20 protein-coding genes are annotated in these 17683 nt (G+C 68.7%); 17 read left to right on the top strand and 3 right to left on the bottom strand.

What is annotated here, in order from left to right; translation table 11 throughout:
• The 11 genes from rplC to H590_RS14870 all read left to right on the top strand — a co-directional run bounded on the left by rplC (position 1) and on the right by H590_RS14870 (position 8746).
• On the top strand, positions 1–672 hold the full coding sequence (gene rplC, locus H590_RS0104440) for a 50S ribosomal protein L3 (protein WP_028702620.1): 672 nt from the start codon (positions 1–3) through the stop codon (positions 670–672).
• Positions 669–1568, top strand: coding sequence for a 50S ribosomal protein L4, sunset domain variant (rplD, locus tag H590_RS0104435; RefSeq protein ID WP_028702619.1), 900 nt, complete (start codon positions 669–671; stop codon positions 1566–1568). Before rplC ends, rplD begins: the two co-directional genes overlap by 4 nt.
• Positions 1565–1873 (top strand): 50S ribosomal protein L23, encoded by a 309-nt coding sequence (gene rplW, locus H590_RS0104430; RefSeq protein ID WP_028702618.1) that lies wholly within the window; start codon positions 1565–1567, stop codon positions 1871–1873. The genes rplD and rplW overlap by 4 nt, the downstream gene beginning before the upstream one ends.
• A gap of 33 nt (positions 1874–1906) precedes the next feature.
• Positions 1907–2743, top strand: coding sequence for a 50S ribosomal protein L2 (rplB, locus tag H590_RS0104425; RefSeq protein ID WP_028702617.1), 837 nt, complete (start codon positions 1907–1909; stop codon positions 2741–2743).
• A 15-nt stretch (positions 2744–2758) separates the two neighbouring features.
• Positions 2759–3040 carry a 30S ribosomal protein S19 gene (gene rpsS / locus H590_RS0104420; RefSeq protein WP_015071245.1) on the top strand — a complete coding sequence of 94 codons (282 nt, stop codon included), beginning with the start codon at positions 2759–2761 and terminating at the stop codon, positions 3038–3040.
• An 18-nt stretch (positions 3041–3058) separates the two neighbouring features.
• Entirely contained in the window at positions 3059–3526 is a 468-nt protein-coding gene (gene rplV / locus H590_RS0104415) for a 50S ribosomal protein L22 (RefSeq protein ID WP_071161697.1), read from the top strand.
• A gap of 3 nt (positions 3527–3529) precedes the next feature.
• A complete protein-coding gene (gene rpsC, locus H590_RS0104410; protein ID WP_028702615.1) occupies positions 3530–4351 on the top strand; it encodes a 30S ribosomal protein S3 in 822 nt (273 codons plus the stop codon).
• Between the two features lies 1 nt (position 4352).
• Positions 4353–4772: a 50S ribosomal protein L16 gene (gene rplP / locus H590_RS0104405; RefSeq protein WP_028702614.1), complete on the top strand. Its 420-nt coding sequence runs from the start codon at positions 4353–4355 to the stop codon at positions 4770–4772.
• A complete protein-coding gene (gene rpmC / locus H590_RS0104400; RefSeq protein ID WP_028702613.1) occupies positions 4772–5014 on the top strand; it encodes a 50S ribosomal protein L29 in 243 nt (80 codons plus the stop codon). Before rplP ends, rpmC begins: the two co-directional genes overlap by 1 nt.
• Complete coding sequence (gene rpsQ / locus H590_RS0104395) at positions 5011–5286, top strand: 30S ribosomal protein S17 (protein ID WP_028702612.1); 276 nt, start codon at positions 5011–5013, stop codon at positions 5284–5286. Before rpmC ends, rpsQ begins: the two co-directional genes overlap by 4 nt.
• Positions 5287–5404: 118 nt before the next feature.
• On the top strand, positions 5405–8746 hold the full coding sequence (locus H590_RS14870; protein ID WP_051238171.1) for an ATP-binding protein: 3342 nt from the start codon (positions 5405–5407) through the stop codon (positions 8744–8746).
• On the opposite strand, the gene H590_RS0104385 is transcribed toward H590_RS14870, so the two are convergent.
• The 3 genes from H590_RS0104385 to H590_RS14865 form a co-directional block, all read right to left on the bottom strand.
• Positions 8691–9521: an ABC transporter permease gene (locus tag H590_RS0104385; protein WP_172599484.1), complete on the bottom strand. Its 831-nt coding sequence runs from the start codon at positions 9519–9521 to the stop codon at positions 8691–8693. The two genes, H590_RS14870 and H590_RS0104385, sit on opposite strands and share 56 nt — an antisense overlap.
• A complete protein-coding gene (locus H590_RS0104380) occupies positions 9518–10543 on the bottom strand; it encodes a daunorubicin resistance protein DrrA family ABC transporter ATP-binding protein (RefSeq protein WP_028702610.1) in 1026 nt (341 codons plus the stop codon). Before H590_RS0104380 ends, H590_RS0104385 begins: the two co-directional genes overlap by 4 nt.
• Before the next feature lie 109 nt (positions 10544–10652).
• Positions 10653–12569: a glycoside hydrolase family 2 protein gene (locus tag H590_RS14865; RefSeq protein ID WP_084149268.1), complete on the bottom strand. Its 1917-nt coding sequence runs from the start codon at positions 12567–12569 to the stop codon at positions 10653–10655.
• 144 nt (positions 12570–12713) lie between these two features.
• On the opposite strand from H590_RS14865, the gene H590_RS0104370 reads away from it, so the two are divergent.
• From H590_RS0104370 to rpsH, 6 genes are all read left to right on the top strand, one after another.
• Positions 12714–15191, top strand: a complete 2478-nt coding sequence (locus H590_RS0104370; protein WP_232020921.1) for an excinuclease ABC subunit UvrA — start codon at positions 12714–12716, stop codon at positions 15189–15191.
• A 302-nt stretch (positions 15192–15493) separates the two neighbouring features.
• Complete coding sequence (gene rplN, locus H590_RS0104365) at positions 15494–15862, top strand: 50S ribosomal protein L14 (protein WP_028702608.1); 369 nt, start codon at positions 15494–15496, stop codon at positions 15860–15862.
• A complete protein-coding gene (rplX, locus tag H590_RS0104360) occupies positions 15863–16231 on the top strand; it encodes a 50S ribosomal protein L24 (RefSeq protein WP_028702607.1) in 369 nt (122 codons plus the stop codon).
• On the top strand, positions 16228–16863 hold the full coding sequence (gene rplE / locus H590_RS0104355; RefSeq protein ID WP_028702606.1) for a 50S ribosomal protein L5: 636 nt from the start codon (positions 16228–16230) through the stop codon (positions 16861–16863). Before rplX ends, rplE begins: the two co-directional genes overlap by 4 nt.
• A gap of 13 nt (positions 16864–16876) precedes the next feature.
• Positions 16877–17062, top strand: a complete 186-nt coding sequence (locus H590_RS0104350) for a type Z 30S ribosomal protein S14 (RefSeq protein WP_028702605.1) — start codon at positions 16877–16879, stop codon at positions 17060–17062.
• Between the two features lie 193 nt (positions 17063–17255).
• Positions 17256–17663 carry a 30S ribosomal protein S8 gene (gene rpsH, locus H590_RS0104345; RefSeq protein ID WP_028702604.1) on the top strand — a complete coding sequence of 136 codons (408 nt, stop codon included), beginning with the start codon at positions 17256–17258 and terminating at the stop codon, positions 17661–17663.
• The last annotated feature ends 20 nt before the right edge of the window (positions 17664–17683 follow it).

Genomic DNA, 17683 nt, shown 5'->3' with positions numbered 1-17683 from the left:
ATGAGCAATGAACGCAAAGTGAAGGGCGTGCTGGGCACCAAGCTCGGCATGACCCAGCTGTGGGACGAGAACAACAAGGTCGTTCCCGTCACCGTGATCCAGGCCGGGCCCTGTGTGGTCACCCAGGTGCGCACCCCCGAGACCGACGGCTACTCCGCCGTCCAGCTCGGCTTCGGCGCCGTCAAGGCCAAGAAGGTCACCAAGCCGGAGTCCGGCCACTTCGAGCGTGCCGGGGTCACCCCCCGCAAGCACCTCGTCGAGCTGCGGACCTCCGACGCCTCCGAGTACACCCTCGGACAGGAGATCACCGCCGACGTCTTCGAGGCCGCCGAGATCGTCGATGTCACTGGCACCAGCAAGGGCCACGGCACCGCCGGCGTCATGAAGCGCCACGGGTTCAAGGGCCTGCGCGCCAGCCACGGCGTCCACCGCAAGCACCGCTCACCCGGTTCCATCGGTGGCTGCTCCACCCCTGGCAAGGTGCTCAAGGGCATGCGGATGGCCGGCCGGATGGGCAATGACCGGATCACCGTCCAGAACCTTCCGGTGCACTCGGTCGATTCCGAGCGCGGGATCATCCTGGTCCGGGGCGCCGTTCCCGGTGCCAAGGGCTCCCTCGTGGTCGTCCGCAGCGCCGCCAAGCAGGCTGCCAAGAATGGGGATGCCGCATGAGTGAGAACAAGACCGTCGACGTCCTGAACGCGAAGGGCAAGAAGTCCGGCTCCGTCGAGCTTCCGGCCCACGTCTTCGACGTCGCCACCAACATTCCGCTGATCCACCAGGTCGTGGTGGCCCAGCAGGCCGCCGCTCGCCAGGGCACCCACGCCACCAAGACCCGGGCCATGGTGTCCGGCGGTGGCAAGAAGCCGTGGCGCCAGAAGGGCACCGGCCGCGCCCGTCAGGGTTCCACCCGCGCCCCCCAGTGGGTCGGTGGTGGAGTCGTGCACGGTCCGCAGCCCCGCTCCTACGCCCAGCGCACCCCCAAGAAGATGGTCGCCGCCGCCCTGCGCGGGGCGCTGTCGGACCGGGCTCGCGACGGGCAGCTGTTCGTGCTGACCTCCCTGGTCGAGGGCGACAAGCCCTCCACCAAGGCCGCCAAGGCCGTGCTCGCCTCGATCGGCGAGCTCAACAAGGTCCTGGTCGTGCTGGGACGCCAGGAGGAGAACTCCTGGCTGTCGGTGCGCAACCTCGCCGAGGTGCACGTGCTGGCCGCTGACCAGCTCAACGCCTACGACGTCGTCAAGTCCGACCAGGTGGTCTTCACCCGGGCCGCCTTCGACGCCTTCGTCGGCGCCGGCACGGATGCCGCCGAGGTCGAGGTCCCCGAGACCGACACCGCAGACCTGCACCCCTTCGGTTCGGACTCCTTCCGCGGGGACAACCCGCCCGAGGGATTCGACATCAAGGGCAATGAGAGCTCCATGAAGTTCCACACCCCGGAGTCGCCCTGGTACGGGCGCACCATCGCCGAGGTCTGGTTCGCCACCACCGAGGCCGCTGAGGCCGCTGGTTTCGTCAACGCCGTCAAGTCCGCCAAGGCGGGCTCCGATGAGGAGGACGCCAAGTGAGCGATCTGAAGATTCGCGACCCGCGGGACATCATCCTCGCGCCGGTCGTCTCCGAGAAGAGCTACGGCCTGCTCGACCAGAACGCCTACACCTTCCTGGTGCGGCCGACGGCCAACAAGACCGAGATCAAGATCGCCATCGAGCAGATCTTCGGCGTCAAGGTCGTCGGGGTCAACACGATGAACCGCAAGGGCAAGGCGCGTCGCACCCGCGACGGTCTTGGCCGTCGCAAGGACACCAAGCGCGCGATCGTGACGGTGGCCGAGGGAGATCGCATCGACATCTTCGCCGGCCAGGGCGAGTGAGCCCGAGCAGCGAAAGACAAGGAACGAAGATCCATGGGTATCCGAAAGCACAAGCCGACAACCCCGGGCCGTCGTGGCTCGAGCGTGTCGGACTTCGTTGAACTGACTCGCTCCACCCCCGAGAAGTCGCTGCTGGTCTCCAAGTCGAAGACCGGTGGTCGCAACAACTCCGGGCGGATCACCACCCGTCACATCGGTGGTGGCCACAAGCAGGCCTACCGCATCATCGATTTCAAGCGGTACGACAAGGACGGCGTGCCGGCCAAGGTCGCTCACATCGAGTACGACCCGAACCGCAACGCCCGCATCGCCCTGCTGCACTTCGCCGATGGCGCCAAGCGCTACATCATCGCTCCGCTGGGCGTCGCCCAGGGTGCGAAGATCGAGTCCGGCGTCGAGGCCGACATCAAGCCCGGCAACAACCTGCCGCTGCGCAACATCCCGGTCGGCACCACGGTGCACGCCGTGGAGCTGCGCCCCGGTGGTGGCGCCAAGATGGGTCGCGCGGCCGGTGCCGCCGTCCAGCTGGTAGCCCGCGAGGGCAAGTACGCCACTCTGCGTCTGCCCTCGGGTGAGATGCGGATGGTCGACATCCGCTGCCGCGCCACGATCGGCGAGGTCGGCAATGCCGAGCAGTCCAACATCAACTGGGGCAAGGCCGGCCGCACCCGGTGGAAGGGCGTCCGCCCGACCGTCCGCGGTGTCGTGATGAACCCCGTCGACCACCCCCACGGTGGTGGCGAGGGCCGCACCTCCGGTGGCCGTCACCCGGTGAGCCCCTGGGGCAAGCCCGAGGGCCGCACCCGCAACAAGAAAAAGGCGAGCAGCCGTCTGATCGTGCGTCGCCGCAAGTCCGGCAAGAAGCGCTGATTGGGAGTCTGAGGTATGCCACGCAGTCTTAAGAAGGGCCCCTTCGTCGATGAGCACCTGGCCAAGAAGGTCGATGCTCAGAACGAGGCGGGTACGCACAACGTCATCAAGACATGGTCGCGCCGTTCCATGGTGACCCCCGACATGATCGGGCACACCATTGGCGTGCACGACGGCCGCAAGCATGTGCCGGTCTTCGTCACCGAGGCGATGGTCGGGCACAAGCTCGGAGAGTTCGCCCCGACGAGGACCTTCCGGGGTCACGTGAAGGACGACAAGAAGGCGCGCAGGCGCTGACGAGAGGGAAGCTGATTCATGAGCAACACAGAGAATGAGCCCAGCCGTCGCCGCACCGCGCTGCTCGGCGACCGCCCGGGATCCTTCGCGATCGCCCGGCACGTCCGGATGAGCGCCACGAAGTGCCGCCGGGTCGTCGACCTGGTGCGCGGGATGGACGCCACCGACGCGGTGACGATGTTGAAGTTCCAGCCGCAGGCAGCCGCTGAGCCGGTGGGCAAGGTGGTCGCCTCGGCGATCGCCAATGCCGAGCAGACCGAGGGCCTGCGGGCCAACGACCTGTACATCTCGCAGGCTTTCGTCGATGAGGGCGTCACCATGCGCCGGATTCGCCCGAGGGCCAAGGGTTCGGCGAGCCGGATCCTCAAGCGCGCCGCCCACATCACCGTGGTGGTCGAGCCCAAGGACGCCCGTCCTGAGCACAAGAAGGCCAAGAAGGGCCGTCCTGCAACCACCGTCAAGACCAAGACCGAGAAGGGAGCCTGACACATGGGCCAGAAGATCAATCCCCATGGTTTCCGTCTTGGTGTGACGACCGATCACACAACCCGCTGGTACGCCGAGAAGCAGTACGCAGAGCTCGTGGGTGAGGATGTCAAGATCCGTGACTGGCTCAAGAAGAATCTTGAGCGTGCCGGGATCTCGTCCATCGAGATCGAGCGTCGCTCCGAGCGAGTGACCATTTACCTCTACGCCGCCCGTCCGGGCATCGTCATCGGCCGTAACGGCGCCGAGGCGGAGCGCGTGCGCGGCGAGCTCGAGAAGCTCACCGGCAAGCAGATCCAGCTGAACATCCTCGAGGTCAAGAACCCCGAGACCGACGCGCAGCTGGTCGCCCAGGGCATCGCCGAGCAGCTCGCTGCCCGCGTCGCCTTCCGTCGCGCCATGCGCAAGGCCCAGCAGTCGGCCATGCGTTCGGGCGCCAAGGGCATCCGCATCAAGTGCTCCGGCCGTCTGGGCGGAGCCGAGATGAGCCGCTCCGAGGGTTACCGCGAGGGTCGTGTCCCGCTGCACACGCTGCGCGCCGACATCGACTACGGCTTCTTCGAGGCCCGCACCACCTTCGGGCGGATCGGCGTCAAGGTCTGGATCTACAAGGGCGATGTGACCGGCACCCGTGCCGAGCGCGCAGCCCAGAAGGCCGCTCGCAACGCCCAGCAGGGCGCTGGACGCGGCGGAAACCGTGGCCGTCGCGGCCGTGGCGACCGTGGTGACCGTCCCGATCGCGGAGGTCGTCGTCGCGCCGAGGCCGCCAAGCAGCCCGCAGAGGCCGGCGCCAAGGCGCCCGAGTCTGAGAACGCAGGAGCCTGACATGTTGATTCCTCGTCGAGTGAAGTACCGCAAGCAGCACCACCCGGGCCGTCGCGGCCTGTCCAAGGGCGGCAATGAGCTGGCTTTCGGTGACTTCGGGATCCAGGCCCTCGAGCCCGCCTACCTGACCAACCGTCAGATCGAGGCCGCTCGTATCGCCATGACCCGCTACATCAAGCGTGGCGGCAAGGTGTGGATCAACGTCTACCCCGACCGCCCGATGACCAAGCACCCCGCCGAGTCCCGGATGGGTTCCGGCAAGGGCACCCCGGAGTGGTGGATCGCCAACGTCAAGCCGGGCCGCGTGCTCTTCGAGCTCGCCGGTGTCCCGGAGGAGATTGCCCGCGAGGCCATGCGCCTGGCGATCCACAAGCTCCCGATGAAGGCCCGTTTCATCTCTCGTGAAGGCGGTGAGAACTGATGGCGAAGAAGACCACTGCAGCAGATCTGCGCGCCCTGTCCGGAGACGATCTCCGGGCCAAGGTGAGCGAGCTGAAGGAGGAGCTGTTCGGGCTCCGCTTCCAGTCCGCCACCGGACAGCTGGAGAACAGTGCCAGACTGCGCGAGGTCCGCAAGGACATCGCCCGGATCTACACCGTGCTCCAGGAGCGCAGCCTCCATATTGTTGACGATCCCGATGCCCCGAAGGAGGCCGCTGAATGAGCGAGAAGACCGCTGAGGAGCGGACCACCCGGCGCAAGGTGCGCGAGGGCCTGGTCGTCTCCGACAAGATGGACAAGACGATCATCGTGGCCGTCGAGGACCGGGTCAAGCACCCCCTCTACGGCAAGGTGATGACCAAGACCGTCCGTCTCAAGGCGCATGACGAGTCCAATGAGGCCGGCGAGGGCGACCGCGTGCGGATCATGGAGACCCGCCCGCTGTCGGCCACCAAGCGCTGGCGCCTACTCGAGGTCGTCGAGAAGGCCAAGTGATCTGAGCCGACCGGCCGACGCCGGTCGGTGACCGATCGAGCCTGTGAAGGGCCCGTTCCCCAGGGAGCGGGCCCTTCATCGCGTCCGGACGCGGAGCGCCGACAAGTACACTCGGCCCGTGAATGAGGCCAGCACACCCCGCTGCCGGGCAGGCGTTCTCGGCCCGGTGGTCGTGGAATCGGCCGCCGGCGACCTCGTCGAGCTCGGCGGGGCGACCTCGAGGGCACTGCTGGTCTGCCTGGTGCTGTCCCACGGCCCCAGGTCCTTGCGGGGAATCGTCGACGAGATCTGGCAGGACGCACCGCCGCGCAACGAGAAGGCCGCCCTGCAGACCCTGGTCTCCCGGGTGCGTGCCACCGCATCTGCCGGGCTGATCGTCTCCACTCCTGGCGGTTACCTGCTGGCAGCGGCCCCTGAGGAGTGCGATCTCACAGCGGCCCAACAGGCGCGAGACGCCGGGCGAGCCGATGCGGAGCGGGCCGGCTGGCCTGCCGTGGTGTCCCGGACGGCTGACGCCCTGGCGCTGTGGCGCGGGCAGCCCGGGGCCGATCTCGGCGACACCGAACTGGCCGACCGGCTGGCCGACCTGTCGGGGGAACTGTTCCGAAGCCTCACCGTGCTGCATGCCCGCGGACTGCTGGGCAGTGGTGACGGGGCAGGAGCACTCGCCGAGCTGGAACCGCTCGCCCAGGCCGATCCCCTCAGCGAGGAGATCGAGATCCTGAGGTTGCGGGCCATCATGGACTCCGGGGCGAGCACCGACGCGCTGCGCGAGTTCGAGAGATTCCGAAGAGCGCTGCGCGAGGAACTCGGAGCCGACCCCTCGAGCCGCCTGCTGGACCTGCAGACCGAGCTGCTGGAGTCCTGCGGCAACGAGACCAGGAGAACCCTCAGGGTGGGAATCCGGTCCACCCCCAATGTGCTGCTGGGCCGATCCGATGACATCGCGGCCCTGGAGGAGCTGATGGCCGGCTGTCGGTTGACGACCATCCTCGGGATCGGGGGGTTGGGCAAGACCCGGCTCGCCCAGGAGCTGGCGGCACGCGCCACCGAGCACACCCCCGGCGTCGTGGTGGTCGAGCTGGCCGGGGTGCGGACCGGCTGGGACGTGCCGCTCGCGCTGGCCAGCACGTTGGGGATCCGGGAGTACTCCGGCAAACGGTCGGGCCTCAGTGACCCAGCCGTCCAGGGAGACGTGCGGGCGCGCATCCTGCGAGCCCTCGACGAGCGTCCTACCCTGCTGGTGATCGACAACTGCGAGCACATCATCGACGATGTCGCCCGATGGGTCGACGACATCCTGTCGACGACCCGCACGGTCAGGGTGCTGGCCACCAGTAGGGCCCCGCTGATGATCGCGGCAGAGCAGGTCTATCAGCTCCAACCACTGGCCTCGTGTGGGGGCCGGGGCGATCAGGGCCCAGCGGTGAGACTGTTCATCGACAGGGCGAGGGCGGCCAGACCCTCGGTGGCTCTGCCGGCGCCGACCCTCAGTCGGCTCTGCGACCGGCTGGACGGGCTTCCACTGGCGATCGAGCTGGCCGCCGCACGGGTCCGGGCGATGTCGGTCGAGGAGATCGAGCGGCGGATCGGCGACCGGTTCTCGCTGCTGCGCGGCGGGGACCGCACGGCGCCCGAGAGACACCGCACGCTGCTGGCCGTCATCGACTGGAGCTGGAACCTGCTGAGCCCCTCCGAACAGCGCTCTCTCAGGCGGCTGTCGGCCTTCGCCGACGGTTTCGGGGCCGGGGCCGCCCGGGCAGTGGCGGGATCCCATGACATCGACGCCGACCTGGAGGGGTTGGTCAACCAGTCCCTGCTCACCGCCTCCGACGTGCCCCGGACCGGGCATGTGCGCTACCGGATGCTGGAGACGGTGCGTGAGTTCGCCGGACATCGTCTGGAGCTGTCGGGGGAGTCGGCAGAAGTTGAGGTCCGGGTCCGGGACTGGGCCGACAGCTTCTCCCGGCGGGCCCTGCCGACCACCTACGGGCCCGGTCAGCTGGCCACCTTCCGTGCAGTCGAGGAGGAGCAGGACAACCTCGTCGCGGTGCTGCACCATGCCGTCTCGGTCCATGACGCCGCCGTCGTCGCCTCGATCTTCTCCGCCCTGTCCCTGCACTGGATGGTCCGCGGTGCGCACTCGGAGGTGACCTCGCTGAGTGCCGATGTCCTGGAGCTGCTGCGCAACTACCGCCCGGACCGGGAGCACCGCGATCAGACGGTGCTGGCTCTGGGGCTGATCGGCGGAACGTCCCTGATGAGTGGGGTGAGACCAGGCATGCGCGCGCTCGCCCGGATGCGCGCGCTGGCGGCACAGCACCCGCCCAGGGACCCGCAGCTGGCGGCTCTCGTGGAACTGATGGGAGGGCTCCCTCGCCTGGAACGGGTGGTCGCGGTCGCCGAGCGGCAGCGCAGCAGCGCCATTCCAGTGGTCTCCGCGGTCGCCCACCTGCTGGTCTGTCAGGTCTACGAGAACAGCGGAGAGGTGGAGGCAGCCCTGGCCGAGGGACTGGCCGCCTATCAGAAGGCCAGGATCGCCGAGGACGGCTGGGCCACCGGTACCGCCGCCCAGGGGGTGGCTCAGCTGTACGGCGAGATGGGCCGCCCGGAGCGGGTTCAGGAGTGGGTGGACCGGTGTCGTCCCCACCTCGAGAGACTGAATGCGACGGAGGACCTTCTCCAGGTCGACTGGACCGAGGCGATGAGCGATGTGGCCCTCGGCCGCCGGCGGGGGGCCGAGGAGGTCTTCAACAGGCTTGTCGTCGACGAGCCGGCCGATCAGGACCACGACGCGGTGAACTTCCGGGCGCTCGGGTTCATCAGCCTCGCCGAGGTCGCCGTCGCCGACGGCGATCTGGCCGGTTGGCAGCGGTACTACTCGCAGGCCGAACAGGTGTGGGGAGCAGGATCTCCCGGTCCCGGATCCTGGTGGTACTCCGGGGCGGCGAGCGGCGCCCTGGTGGCAGCGGCCCGCAACGGTACCGCCCCGGACCCCGATGCCGCACGGATTGCGCGCCGGGTTCGTCGCCGACTCGTGCTGGCCGACCGGGTGCGGCCCGCCGTGACGGTCGACCGGCCGATGATCGGGCTGGCGGCCCTCGGCCTGGCCGTCTGGCTGCTGGCACCCGAGCGTCGCCCCGACGCCGCGCTGCGTGCCGTCGCGCAGGAGATCCTGGCCCTGGCGCACGCCGTCGGAGCCCGCCAGAACTTCCCCTCGCTGAGCTGGGGAACCGTCACCGCCCTGGTACTGGGATGGCACCCCGATCTCGACCTGACCGGGGCGTGCCGGCGGGCCGGCCGACTCACGATGGTCGAACGGGGGGGAGCGGCTGGTCGAGCTGGTCAGGTCGGTGCGGATCGACCTGGACCGGCCTCGCTCCTCCGAGCTCTGATCGGTTCGCTCACGACTTGCGCATGTAGGAGCGCACGGTCAGAGGGGCGAACACCGCGACGATGATGACGGCGCCCATCAGGGTGATCCAGACATCACTGCCGACCGACCCGTTGTTGGTGAGATCCCTCACCGCGGTGATGAGATGGGAGATCGGGTTGGCCTTGGCGAACCACCTCAGCCAGCTCGGCAGAGTCTCCACCGGAACGTAGGCGTTGGACAGGAATGTCAGCGGGAAGAGCACCAGCAGGGAGATCCCCTGGACGCTGGAGGCGGTCCGGGCGATGACGCCGAAGAAGGCGAAGATCCAGCTGATCGCCCAGGAGCAGCCGATCACCAGCAGACCGGCCAGCACCACGAAACCGATGCCGCCCGCGGGGTGGTAGCCCATCAGGTAGCCCATCACGAAGGTGAGGGTGGTCGCGATGGTGTATCGCACGGTGTCGGCGAGCAGGGCACCGGACAGCGGTGCGATCCGCGCGATCGGCAGTGAGCGGAACCTGTCGAAGACCCCCTTGTCCATGTCCTCGCGCAGCTGGGTCCCGGTGACCACCGAGGTGGTGATGACAGTCTGGACCAGGATTCCCGGGATCAGGGTCGGCAGATAGCTCTTGACGTTGCCGGCGATCGCTCCGCCGAACAGGTAGGCGAACATCAGGGTGAACAGGATCGGCTGGACGGTCACGTCGACAAGTTGCTCGGGTGTCCGCCGGATCTTGATCAAGCCGCGGTAGGCCATCGTCAGGGTGTTGCTGATGTTCTGCGAGGGACTCGTCCGATTGCGCAGCTCGCGCTCCCGGGCCGGGACGATCGGCATCACCTCTCCCGCCATCGTGGTCATGACAGCACCTCATCCTTGTCGAGGGGAGCAGTGTCCCCGGTGTTCGTGTCCTGTTCGGCGGCGTGACCGGTGAGAGTGAGGAAGACCTCGTCGAGGGTCGGCTTCTGGACGCTCATCTCCGCCAGCCGCACGCCCGCCTGCCGCAGCGCGATGAGCAGGTCCGTCACTCTCTCGGCGTCCGCCATCGGAGCGGTGATCCGGGAGGCCTCGGGGGAGAGGGCGGCGCGCACCCCGAGCACCCGCTCCACCTCGCGCACCGCCACCGCGGTGTCGGCCAGGTTCTCCATCCGCAACTGGAGGGAGGAGGTGCCGACGGAGGTCTTGAGCTCGTCGGAGGTGCCCTCGGCGACGACTCTGCCGGAGTCGATGACGGCGATCCGGTCAGCCAGCTGGTCAGCCTCGTCGAGATACTGGGTGGTGAGCAGCACGGTGGAGCCGCTGGCCACCAGTGCGCGAATGGTGTCCCACATCTGGCCGCGGGTGCGCGGGTCCAGGCCGGTGGTCGGCTCGTCCAGGAAGATCAGCGGCGGTTGAGAGATGAGGGAGGCTGCCAGGTCCAGGCGCCTGCGCATGCCGCCGGAGAACTTCTTGAGGGGACGACGGGCGGCCTCGGTCAGCCCGAAGCGCTCCAGCAGGTCGGCGGCCTTGGCTCTCGCCTCGGCCCGGCGCAGGCCGAGCAGCCGGGCGAAGACGACCAGGTTCTCGGTGGCCGAGAGGGTCTCGTCAACCGATGCGAACTGGCCGGTCACCCCGATCAGCTGGCGCACGATCTGCGGCTCGCGCACCACATCGTGGCCGAAGATCCGGGCGGTGCCGGCATCTGGCCTCATGAGGGTGGCGAGCATGTTGATCGTGGTGGTCTTGCCGGCGCCGTTGGGGCCCAGCACGCCGTAGACGGTGCCGGTGCCGACCCTCAGATCGACCCCGTCGACCGCCCGGTTGGCGCCGAATGTCTTGACCAGTCCGTTGGCCTCAACGGCCCACTCCCGGCCCGCGCGGGCATCGTGACCCGATGCGCTCATGGTGTTCCTCCCTGTCGTGAAACTCGACCCGGGAAGCCTGGCGCGGGCGACTTTCAGACCGCTTACGGCCACTGTCACCACGCTGACAAGGAGGGATGGGGATACCGGGTCAGTCGTCCTCGGCTGCCCCGTCTGCTCCGTGGGCCTCATAGGCGGCCGGGCGCTGCTGGGCGGCCCGTACCCGGTCGACGTCCAGCTTGGCGGAGCGGTCGAACCGGTAGATCCCGTTCCTCTCCTGGAAGACGTCGGTCAACTGGGTGTAGCAGTAGCCGAACATCTGCGGATCCGACCTCAGGACGCCGGTGAGGCCGGCGAACCGGTCCTGGAACTCCTCCTCGGAGGCCACCCGGTCGCCGTACCCCCAGGACTGTCGGAGGTCGTCGCCGCCGACCTGTCCGGCCGCCTGGGGATCCCACCAGATCCCGCCGAACTCGCTGATGAAGTAGGGCTGGCCGGCATAGCCCGCAGACCACTGCGAGCCCTCGGGACCGCGGTTGGCGAAGGGACGCCCCTCGGCCAGCCCGCCGACCTGTTCGGCGAACCTGGCAGGGTCCTGTTCGTAGTTGTGGGCGTCCCAGATGTCGGTTCCGGGGTCACGGTGGGAGTAGCCGCTGGCGTCGAGCACCGGGCGGGTGCCGTCGGCCAGCCGGGCGGTGCTGACCATCGCACGGGTGACGTCGTCCAGCACGGTGAGGTGGTCGGTGAGGTCCTGGAAGGTCTCGTTGAGGGGGCACCAGCCGACGATCGAGGGGTGCGAGCGGTCCCGCTCCAGCTCCTCGGCCCACTGGGTGATGAAGGACGGCGTCGGGTGCTGGTGGTCGCCCGCTCGGCCTGCGGTGTGGGCCCCCCAGTCGGGAAACTCCGCCCAGACCAGATACCCGAGCCGGTCGGCGTGGAAGAGGAAGCGCTCCTCGAAGACCTTCTGGTGCAGCCGGGCGCCGTTGAACCCGGCGGCCATCGACAGCTCGATGTCGCCGCGCAGATCCTCGTCGGTCGGGGCGGTCATCAGCGACTGCGGCCAGTAGCCCTGGTCCAGCACCAGACGCTGGAAGACCGGTTCGCCGTTGATCAGCACCGACCGGTCGCGCAGGGTCACCGAGCGCAGCCCCGCGTAGCTGGCGACCCGGTCGACCGGGGCGCCGTGCTCGTCGAACAGCCTCAGGTCGAGGTCGTAGAGATCGGGGTGCCCCGGGCCCCAGAGCCGCACCTGGCCGGCAGGGATCGGCAGCCACAGGGCGGGCTCCCGGTCCAGGTCGGCGCGCACCCCGGCCTCGCCGGCGGGTCTGCCGTCGGGATCACTCAGGGTCGCCCGGACCGACCATCCGGGCCGGTTGGCGGTGACCGGAACCCGCACCCGGAATCCGCCGGCGGCGACGTCGGGGATCACGATCGGCCGGCCCATCCGGGTGGCCGGCACCGGTTCGGCCCACACGCTCTGCCAGATCCCGGTGGTCCGGGTGTAGTAGCAGCCGTCATTGCCGTACTCGGTGGACTGCTTACCCCTGGCCTGGGCGCCGCTGCGGGGATCGCGGGCCCGCACCACCAGGGTCACCTCATCCCCGGGACCGGCGATCCCGTGCAGGTCGGCGGTGAATGGCGTGAAGCCGCCGCGGTGGCGGGCCACCTCGATCCCGGCGGCCCACACGGTGGCGTCCTGGTCGACCGCCCCGAAGTGCACCAGCACGTGGACGTCGTCGGCCACCTGTCGCCAGGACTCGGGAAGGATGATCCGACGCCGGTACCAGACCGCCGCCATGAAATCGGTGTCGGCGACCCCGGAGAGTTCGGACTCCGGGGCGAAGGGCACCGTGATCCGACCGGAGAGCTCCCGGTCGACCATTCCGCGCTCCCGGCCGGAGTCAGACCGGTCGATCTCGAACTGCCAGCTCCCGTTGAGAGTCATCCAGCGGTCGCGCACCATGCTGGGGCGCGGGTACTCCGGGCGGGGGACCGGGCCTGCACCGGGGCCGGGATCCTCGGGGTGCAGATCCTCGCAGCGGTGCGAGGTGGGCTCATTGCTCGTCATGGCCCCATCCTTCGCGTCGGCGCGGCATCTGGCCAGGATCGGCTCGCCGGCAGTGAGCGAGGTCGCCCCGCCACCCCCGGAGGGCAGGATGGAGGCGGGGCAGGATCGAGGGTGGGCAGGATGGAGGCGGGGCAGGATGGAGCCATGGACAAACCCACTGCGATCCAGATCCGCGGAGCCCGCGTGCACAATCTGCGGGGCATCGACGTCGACATCCCGCTGGGCGAACTGGTGGGAATCGCCGGGGTGTCGGGGTCGGGGAAGTCCTCGCTGGCGCTCGGAGTGCTCTACGCCGAGGGGTCGAGGCGCTATCTGGAGGCGCTGTCCACCTACACCCGACGCCGACTGCCCCAGGCGGCCCGGGCCGCCGTCGACCAGGTGCAGTACGTCCCCGCCGCCCTGGCCCTTCGTCAGCGTCCCGGGGTCCCCGGGGTGCGCAGCACCTTCGGGACCTCCACCGAGCTGCTCAACAGCCTGCGGCTGCTCTACTCGCGCCTCGGCCGGCACCGCTGCCCCAACGGCCACTATCTGGCGCCCACCACCGAGGTGGCCCTGGACCGGCCGCTGACCTGCCCCCGGTGTGGGGCCACTTTCCGGGCCCCGGGAGCCGAGTCGCTGGCCTTCAACTCGGCCGGCGCCTGCCCGCGGTGCTCGGGCACCGGGGTGGTCCGCGACGTCGACGACGCCACCCTGGTCCCCGACGAGTCGCTGACCATCGAGCAGGGAGCCGTCGAGTCCTGGAAGATCATGGGGTCCACCCCCAATCCCCGGGTGGTCGCCGAGATGGGGGTACGCACCGACGTGCCCTTCGCCGACCTCACCGCCGAGGAGCGCCAGATCGTGATGGCCGGTCCGCGGGTCAAGCGCCACATCATGCTGCCCTCGAAGAACGGCCGGGTCTTCGACCTGAACTGGACCTACCGCAACGCCCGGGTGGCCGTCCAGGAGGCACTGGCCGGGGCGAAGTCGGAGAAGGGGCTGCAGCGGATCAACAAGTTCCTGTCGGTCCAGACGTGCCCCGACTGCGAGGGGACGCGGCTCAGCGAGGCGGCCCGGGCGCCGCTGGTCGACGGCCGCAATCTGGCGCAGGCCACCGCCATGACCCTGGCCGAGATCGTCGACTGGCTGCCCGGGCTGGTGGAGACGATGCCCGCAGAGATGACCGCGATGGCCACCGAGATCATCTCCCAGATGGTCGAGACCGCCCAGCGGCTGCTCCAGCTCGGCCTGGGCTACCTCGGTCTGGACCGGGCCTCGGCCACTCTGTCGACCGGTGAGAGGCAGCGGGTCCAGCTGGCCCGGGCGGTGCGCAACCGCACCACCGGCGTCCTCTACGTCCTCGACGAACCCTCCATCGGACTGCACCCCTCCAACATTGACGGACTGCTCGGCGTCATCGACGATCTGCTCGCCGACGGCAACTCGGTGGTGATGGTCGACCACGACGTCCAGGTGCTGCGCCGGGCCGACCACATCGTCGAGATCGGCCCCGGATCGGGGGCCGACGGCGGCACCCTGGTGGCCCAGGGCAGCGTCGAGGAGGTCGCCGCCGACCCGGCCTCGCGGATCGGGCCCTTCCTCAGCGGGGCGGCCCGGGTCCAGATGGACCGGCCGGCAGAGCCTGGGCGCAGCGGGCGGATCCGGATGCGGACCGGGCCGCTGCACACCGTCGGCCCGCTGGACGTGGAGATCCCCCAGGGACGACTCACCGTGGTCACCGGCGTCTCCGGTTCGGGCAAGACCACGATGGTCCTGGAGAGTCTGGTGCCCGGCCTGACCGCCCTGGTCGAGGGACGCACCCCGCCCTCCCCGGTGCGCCGGATCCAGGCACCCGGGATCCGACGGGTGAACCTCATCGACTCCACCCCGATCGGGGTCAATGTGCGCTCCACCGTGGCGACCTACTCCGGGGTGATGGACGACCTGCGCAAGGCCTGGGCGCAGACCCCCGAGGCCCGGCAGGGCGGGCACCGGGCCGGGGACTTCTCCTACAACACCGGGTCCCTGCGCTGCCCGACCTGCAACGGCACCGGCGAGATCTCCCTGGACGTGCAGTTCCTGCCCGACGTCGACATCGTGTGCACCGACTGCAACGGCTCCCGGTTCCGCCCCGAGGCCGGACAGATCCACCGCAGCGCCCCGGATGGATCCCCCATCACCCTGCCCGAGGTGCTCGGCATGACGGTCGCCACAGCCCTGAGAGCGGTCGGCGACATCACGGCGGTGCACCACCGGCTGGCGACCCTGGTCGACCTCGGGCTGGGGTACCTCACCCTGGGGGAGTCCACCCCGGCCCTGTCGGGAGGGGAGGCCCAGCGGCTGAAACTGGCCTCGGAGATGTCGCGGGACCAGCACCGGACGGTCTTCGTCTTCGACGAGCCGACCGTCGGACTGCACCCGCTGGATGTTGCAACCCTGCTCGGAGTGCTGGGCCGACTGCTGGCCCACGGCGCCACCGTGGTGGTCATCGAGCACGACCTGGACGTCATCTGTCACGCCGACCAGATCATCGACATGGGGCCGGGCGGGGGCAGCGCCGGCGGCCGGATCGTCGCCCGGGGCACCGTCGCCGAGATCGCCGCCGACCCGAACTCGGTGACCGGTCGCTATCTGCACCCCTGAGCGCCGACGACCCGGGGTTGACACCGGCCCCGGATTTCCCCGCGCCCCGGCCGGTGGGGTATGCTGCCCAAGTTGCCTTGTGACCGTGCCCTTGTTCGGCAGGCCATGGCTGGACCGCCCTGCGGCGATCCGCCGGGGTCGGGTGCTCCATCCACCGAACGGTGGGGACCTCTCACGGGCGATGACCGCGTGCCCACGGTTCAACCGATGGTACGGGTCGCCTCCTGGCACAATCCAGGGGGTTCGTGCTCAACAGTTCCGCAAGGCCTCCACGGGGGAACCGGTGGGACAGAGGAGAAGACATGATCCAGCAGGAGACGCGACTCAAGGTCGCCGACAACACGGGGGCGAAAGAGCTGCTCACCATCCGTGTACTCGGTGGATCCAAGCGTCGCTACGCCGGGCTCGGTGACACCATCGTGTGCACCGTCAAGGACGCCATCCCCGGCGGCAACGTCAAGAAGGGCGAGGTCGTCAAGGCGGTCGTCGTCCGCACCGTCAAGTCGCACCGTCGTCCCGACGGCTCGTACATCAAGTTCGATGAGAACGCCGCGGTGCTCATCGGAACCGACGGGCAGCCCCGCGGGACCCGCATCTTCGGGCCGATCGCCCGTGAGCTGCGAGACAAGAAGTTCATGCGCATCATCTCACTCGCACCGGAGGTGATCTGAGTGAAGTCCCTCAACATCAAGAAGGGTGACCGCGTCAAGGTCATCGCCGGAAACGACAAGGGCACCATCGGTGAGGTGCTGTCGGTCGACCCCCAGCGCGAGCGCGTGGTCGTCCAGGGCGTCAACATCCGCAAGCACCATCGTCGTGACACCCCGAACGCCGACGGCACCGCCCAGAAGGGCGGCATCGTCAGCTCCGAGGCCCCGGTCCACGTGTCGAACGTCCAGCTTGTCACCAAGGTCGACGGCGAGGACGTCGTGACCCGCGTCGGCCACCGTCGCGAGGACGTCACCAAGCGCCGCTCCGACGGTTCCGAGTACGCCGCCAAGCGCAGCGTCCGCTACCTCAAGAAGGAGGAGGCCAAGTGAGCGCCGAAGCACCCGAGAAAGCCAGCTACCAGGGTCCGCGGCTCAAGAAGCGTTACCGCGAGGAGATCGTCGCCGCCCTGCAGGACGAGTTCCACTACGCCAACCCGATGCTCGTTCCCGGCCTGGTCAAGGTCGTCGTGAACATGGGTGTCGGCGACGCCGCCCACGACTCCAAGGTGATGGATGGTGCGATCCGCGACATCACCGCGATCACCGGCCAGAAGCCGCAGGTCACCAAGGCCCGCAAGTCGATCGCCCAGTTCAAGCTGCGCGAGGGACAGCCGATCGGCTGCCACGTCACCATGCGCGGCGACCGGATGTGGGAGTTCGCCGACCGGCTGCTCACCCTGGCCCTGCCCCGGATCCGCGACTTCCGCGGACTCAACGGCAACCAGTTCGACGGCCAGGGCAACTACACCTTCGGACTGTCCGAGCAGGTGATGTTCCTGGAGATCGATCAGGACAGCATCGACCGGACCCGTGGCATGGACATCACCTTCGTCACGACCGCGAAGACCAATGAGGAGGGAAAGGCCCTTCTCAAGCACCTCGGCTTCCCCTTCAAGGCCCAGGATGATCCGAAGACCAGGGTCAAGCGCGGCCCGGCCTACTACGCCAAGAAGAAGAAGTGAGGCAGGAGTTCCCATGGCCAAGACAGCACTGAAGGTCAAGGCGTCTCGTCAGCCGAAGTTCGCAGTTCGGGCGTACACCCGCTGCCAGCGCTGCGGCCGACCGCACTCGGTCTACCGCAAGTTCAAGCTGTGCCGCATCTGCCTTCGCGAGATGGCTCACGCGGGCGAGCTCCCCGGCATCACCAAGTCCTCCTGGTGAGCGAGCGGATCTGATCCGACCAGCTCCGAGGACACCGTCGGCATGTCGGTGTCCACCGGGCGAAGGGCCTCGCGGCCCTCGGCGGGCAGAACCGCCACCCACACATCTGAACGACGCAGCAGGTCCCGACCGCGCCAGGTCCACGAGGATCCGGCAGGACGGGAAACCGCTGTGAGAAAGAGGCCAACCAGCCATGACCATGACTGATCCGATCGCAGACATGCTGACCCGTCTGCGTAACGCCAATCAGGCGTTCCACGACTCGACGACGATGCCCCACTCCAAGATCAAGGCGGGAATCGCCGACATCCTGAAGTCCGAGGGGTACATCGCCGGGTACGAGGTCAACGAACCCGCCGAGGGACAGGTCGGCAAGACCCTGACCCTCGAGCTCAAGTACGGCGAGGACCGCAAGCGTTCGATCGCTGGCATTCGCCGCATCAGCAAGCCCGGACTTCGCGTCTACGCGAAGTCCACCGCACTGCCGAAGGTTCTCGGCGGCCTGGGAATCGCCATCATCTCGACCTCCCAGGGCCTCCTCACAGACCGACAGGCACACACGAAGTCGGTGGGCGGGGAAGTCCTCGCCTACGTCTGGTGACCGGTCCGAGACAGTAGTAA

This window comes from Acidipropionibacterium jensenii DSM 20535, assembly GCF_000425285.1.
Lineage (GTDB): Bacteria > Actinomycetota > Actinomycetes > Propionibacteriales > Propionibacteriaceae > Acidipropionibacterium > Acidipropionibacterium jensenii.
This window is presented reverse-complemented; position numbering and strand designations above follow the sequence as displayed.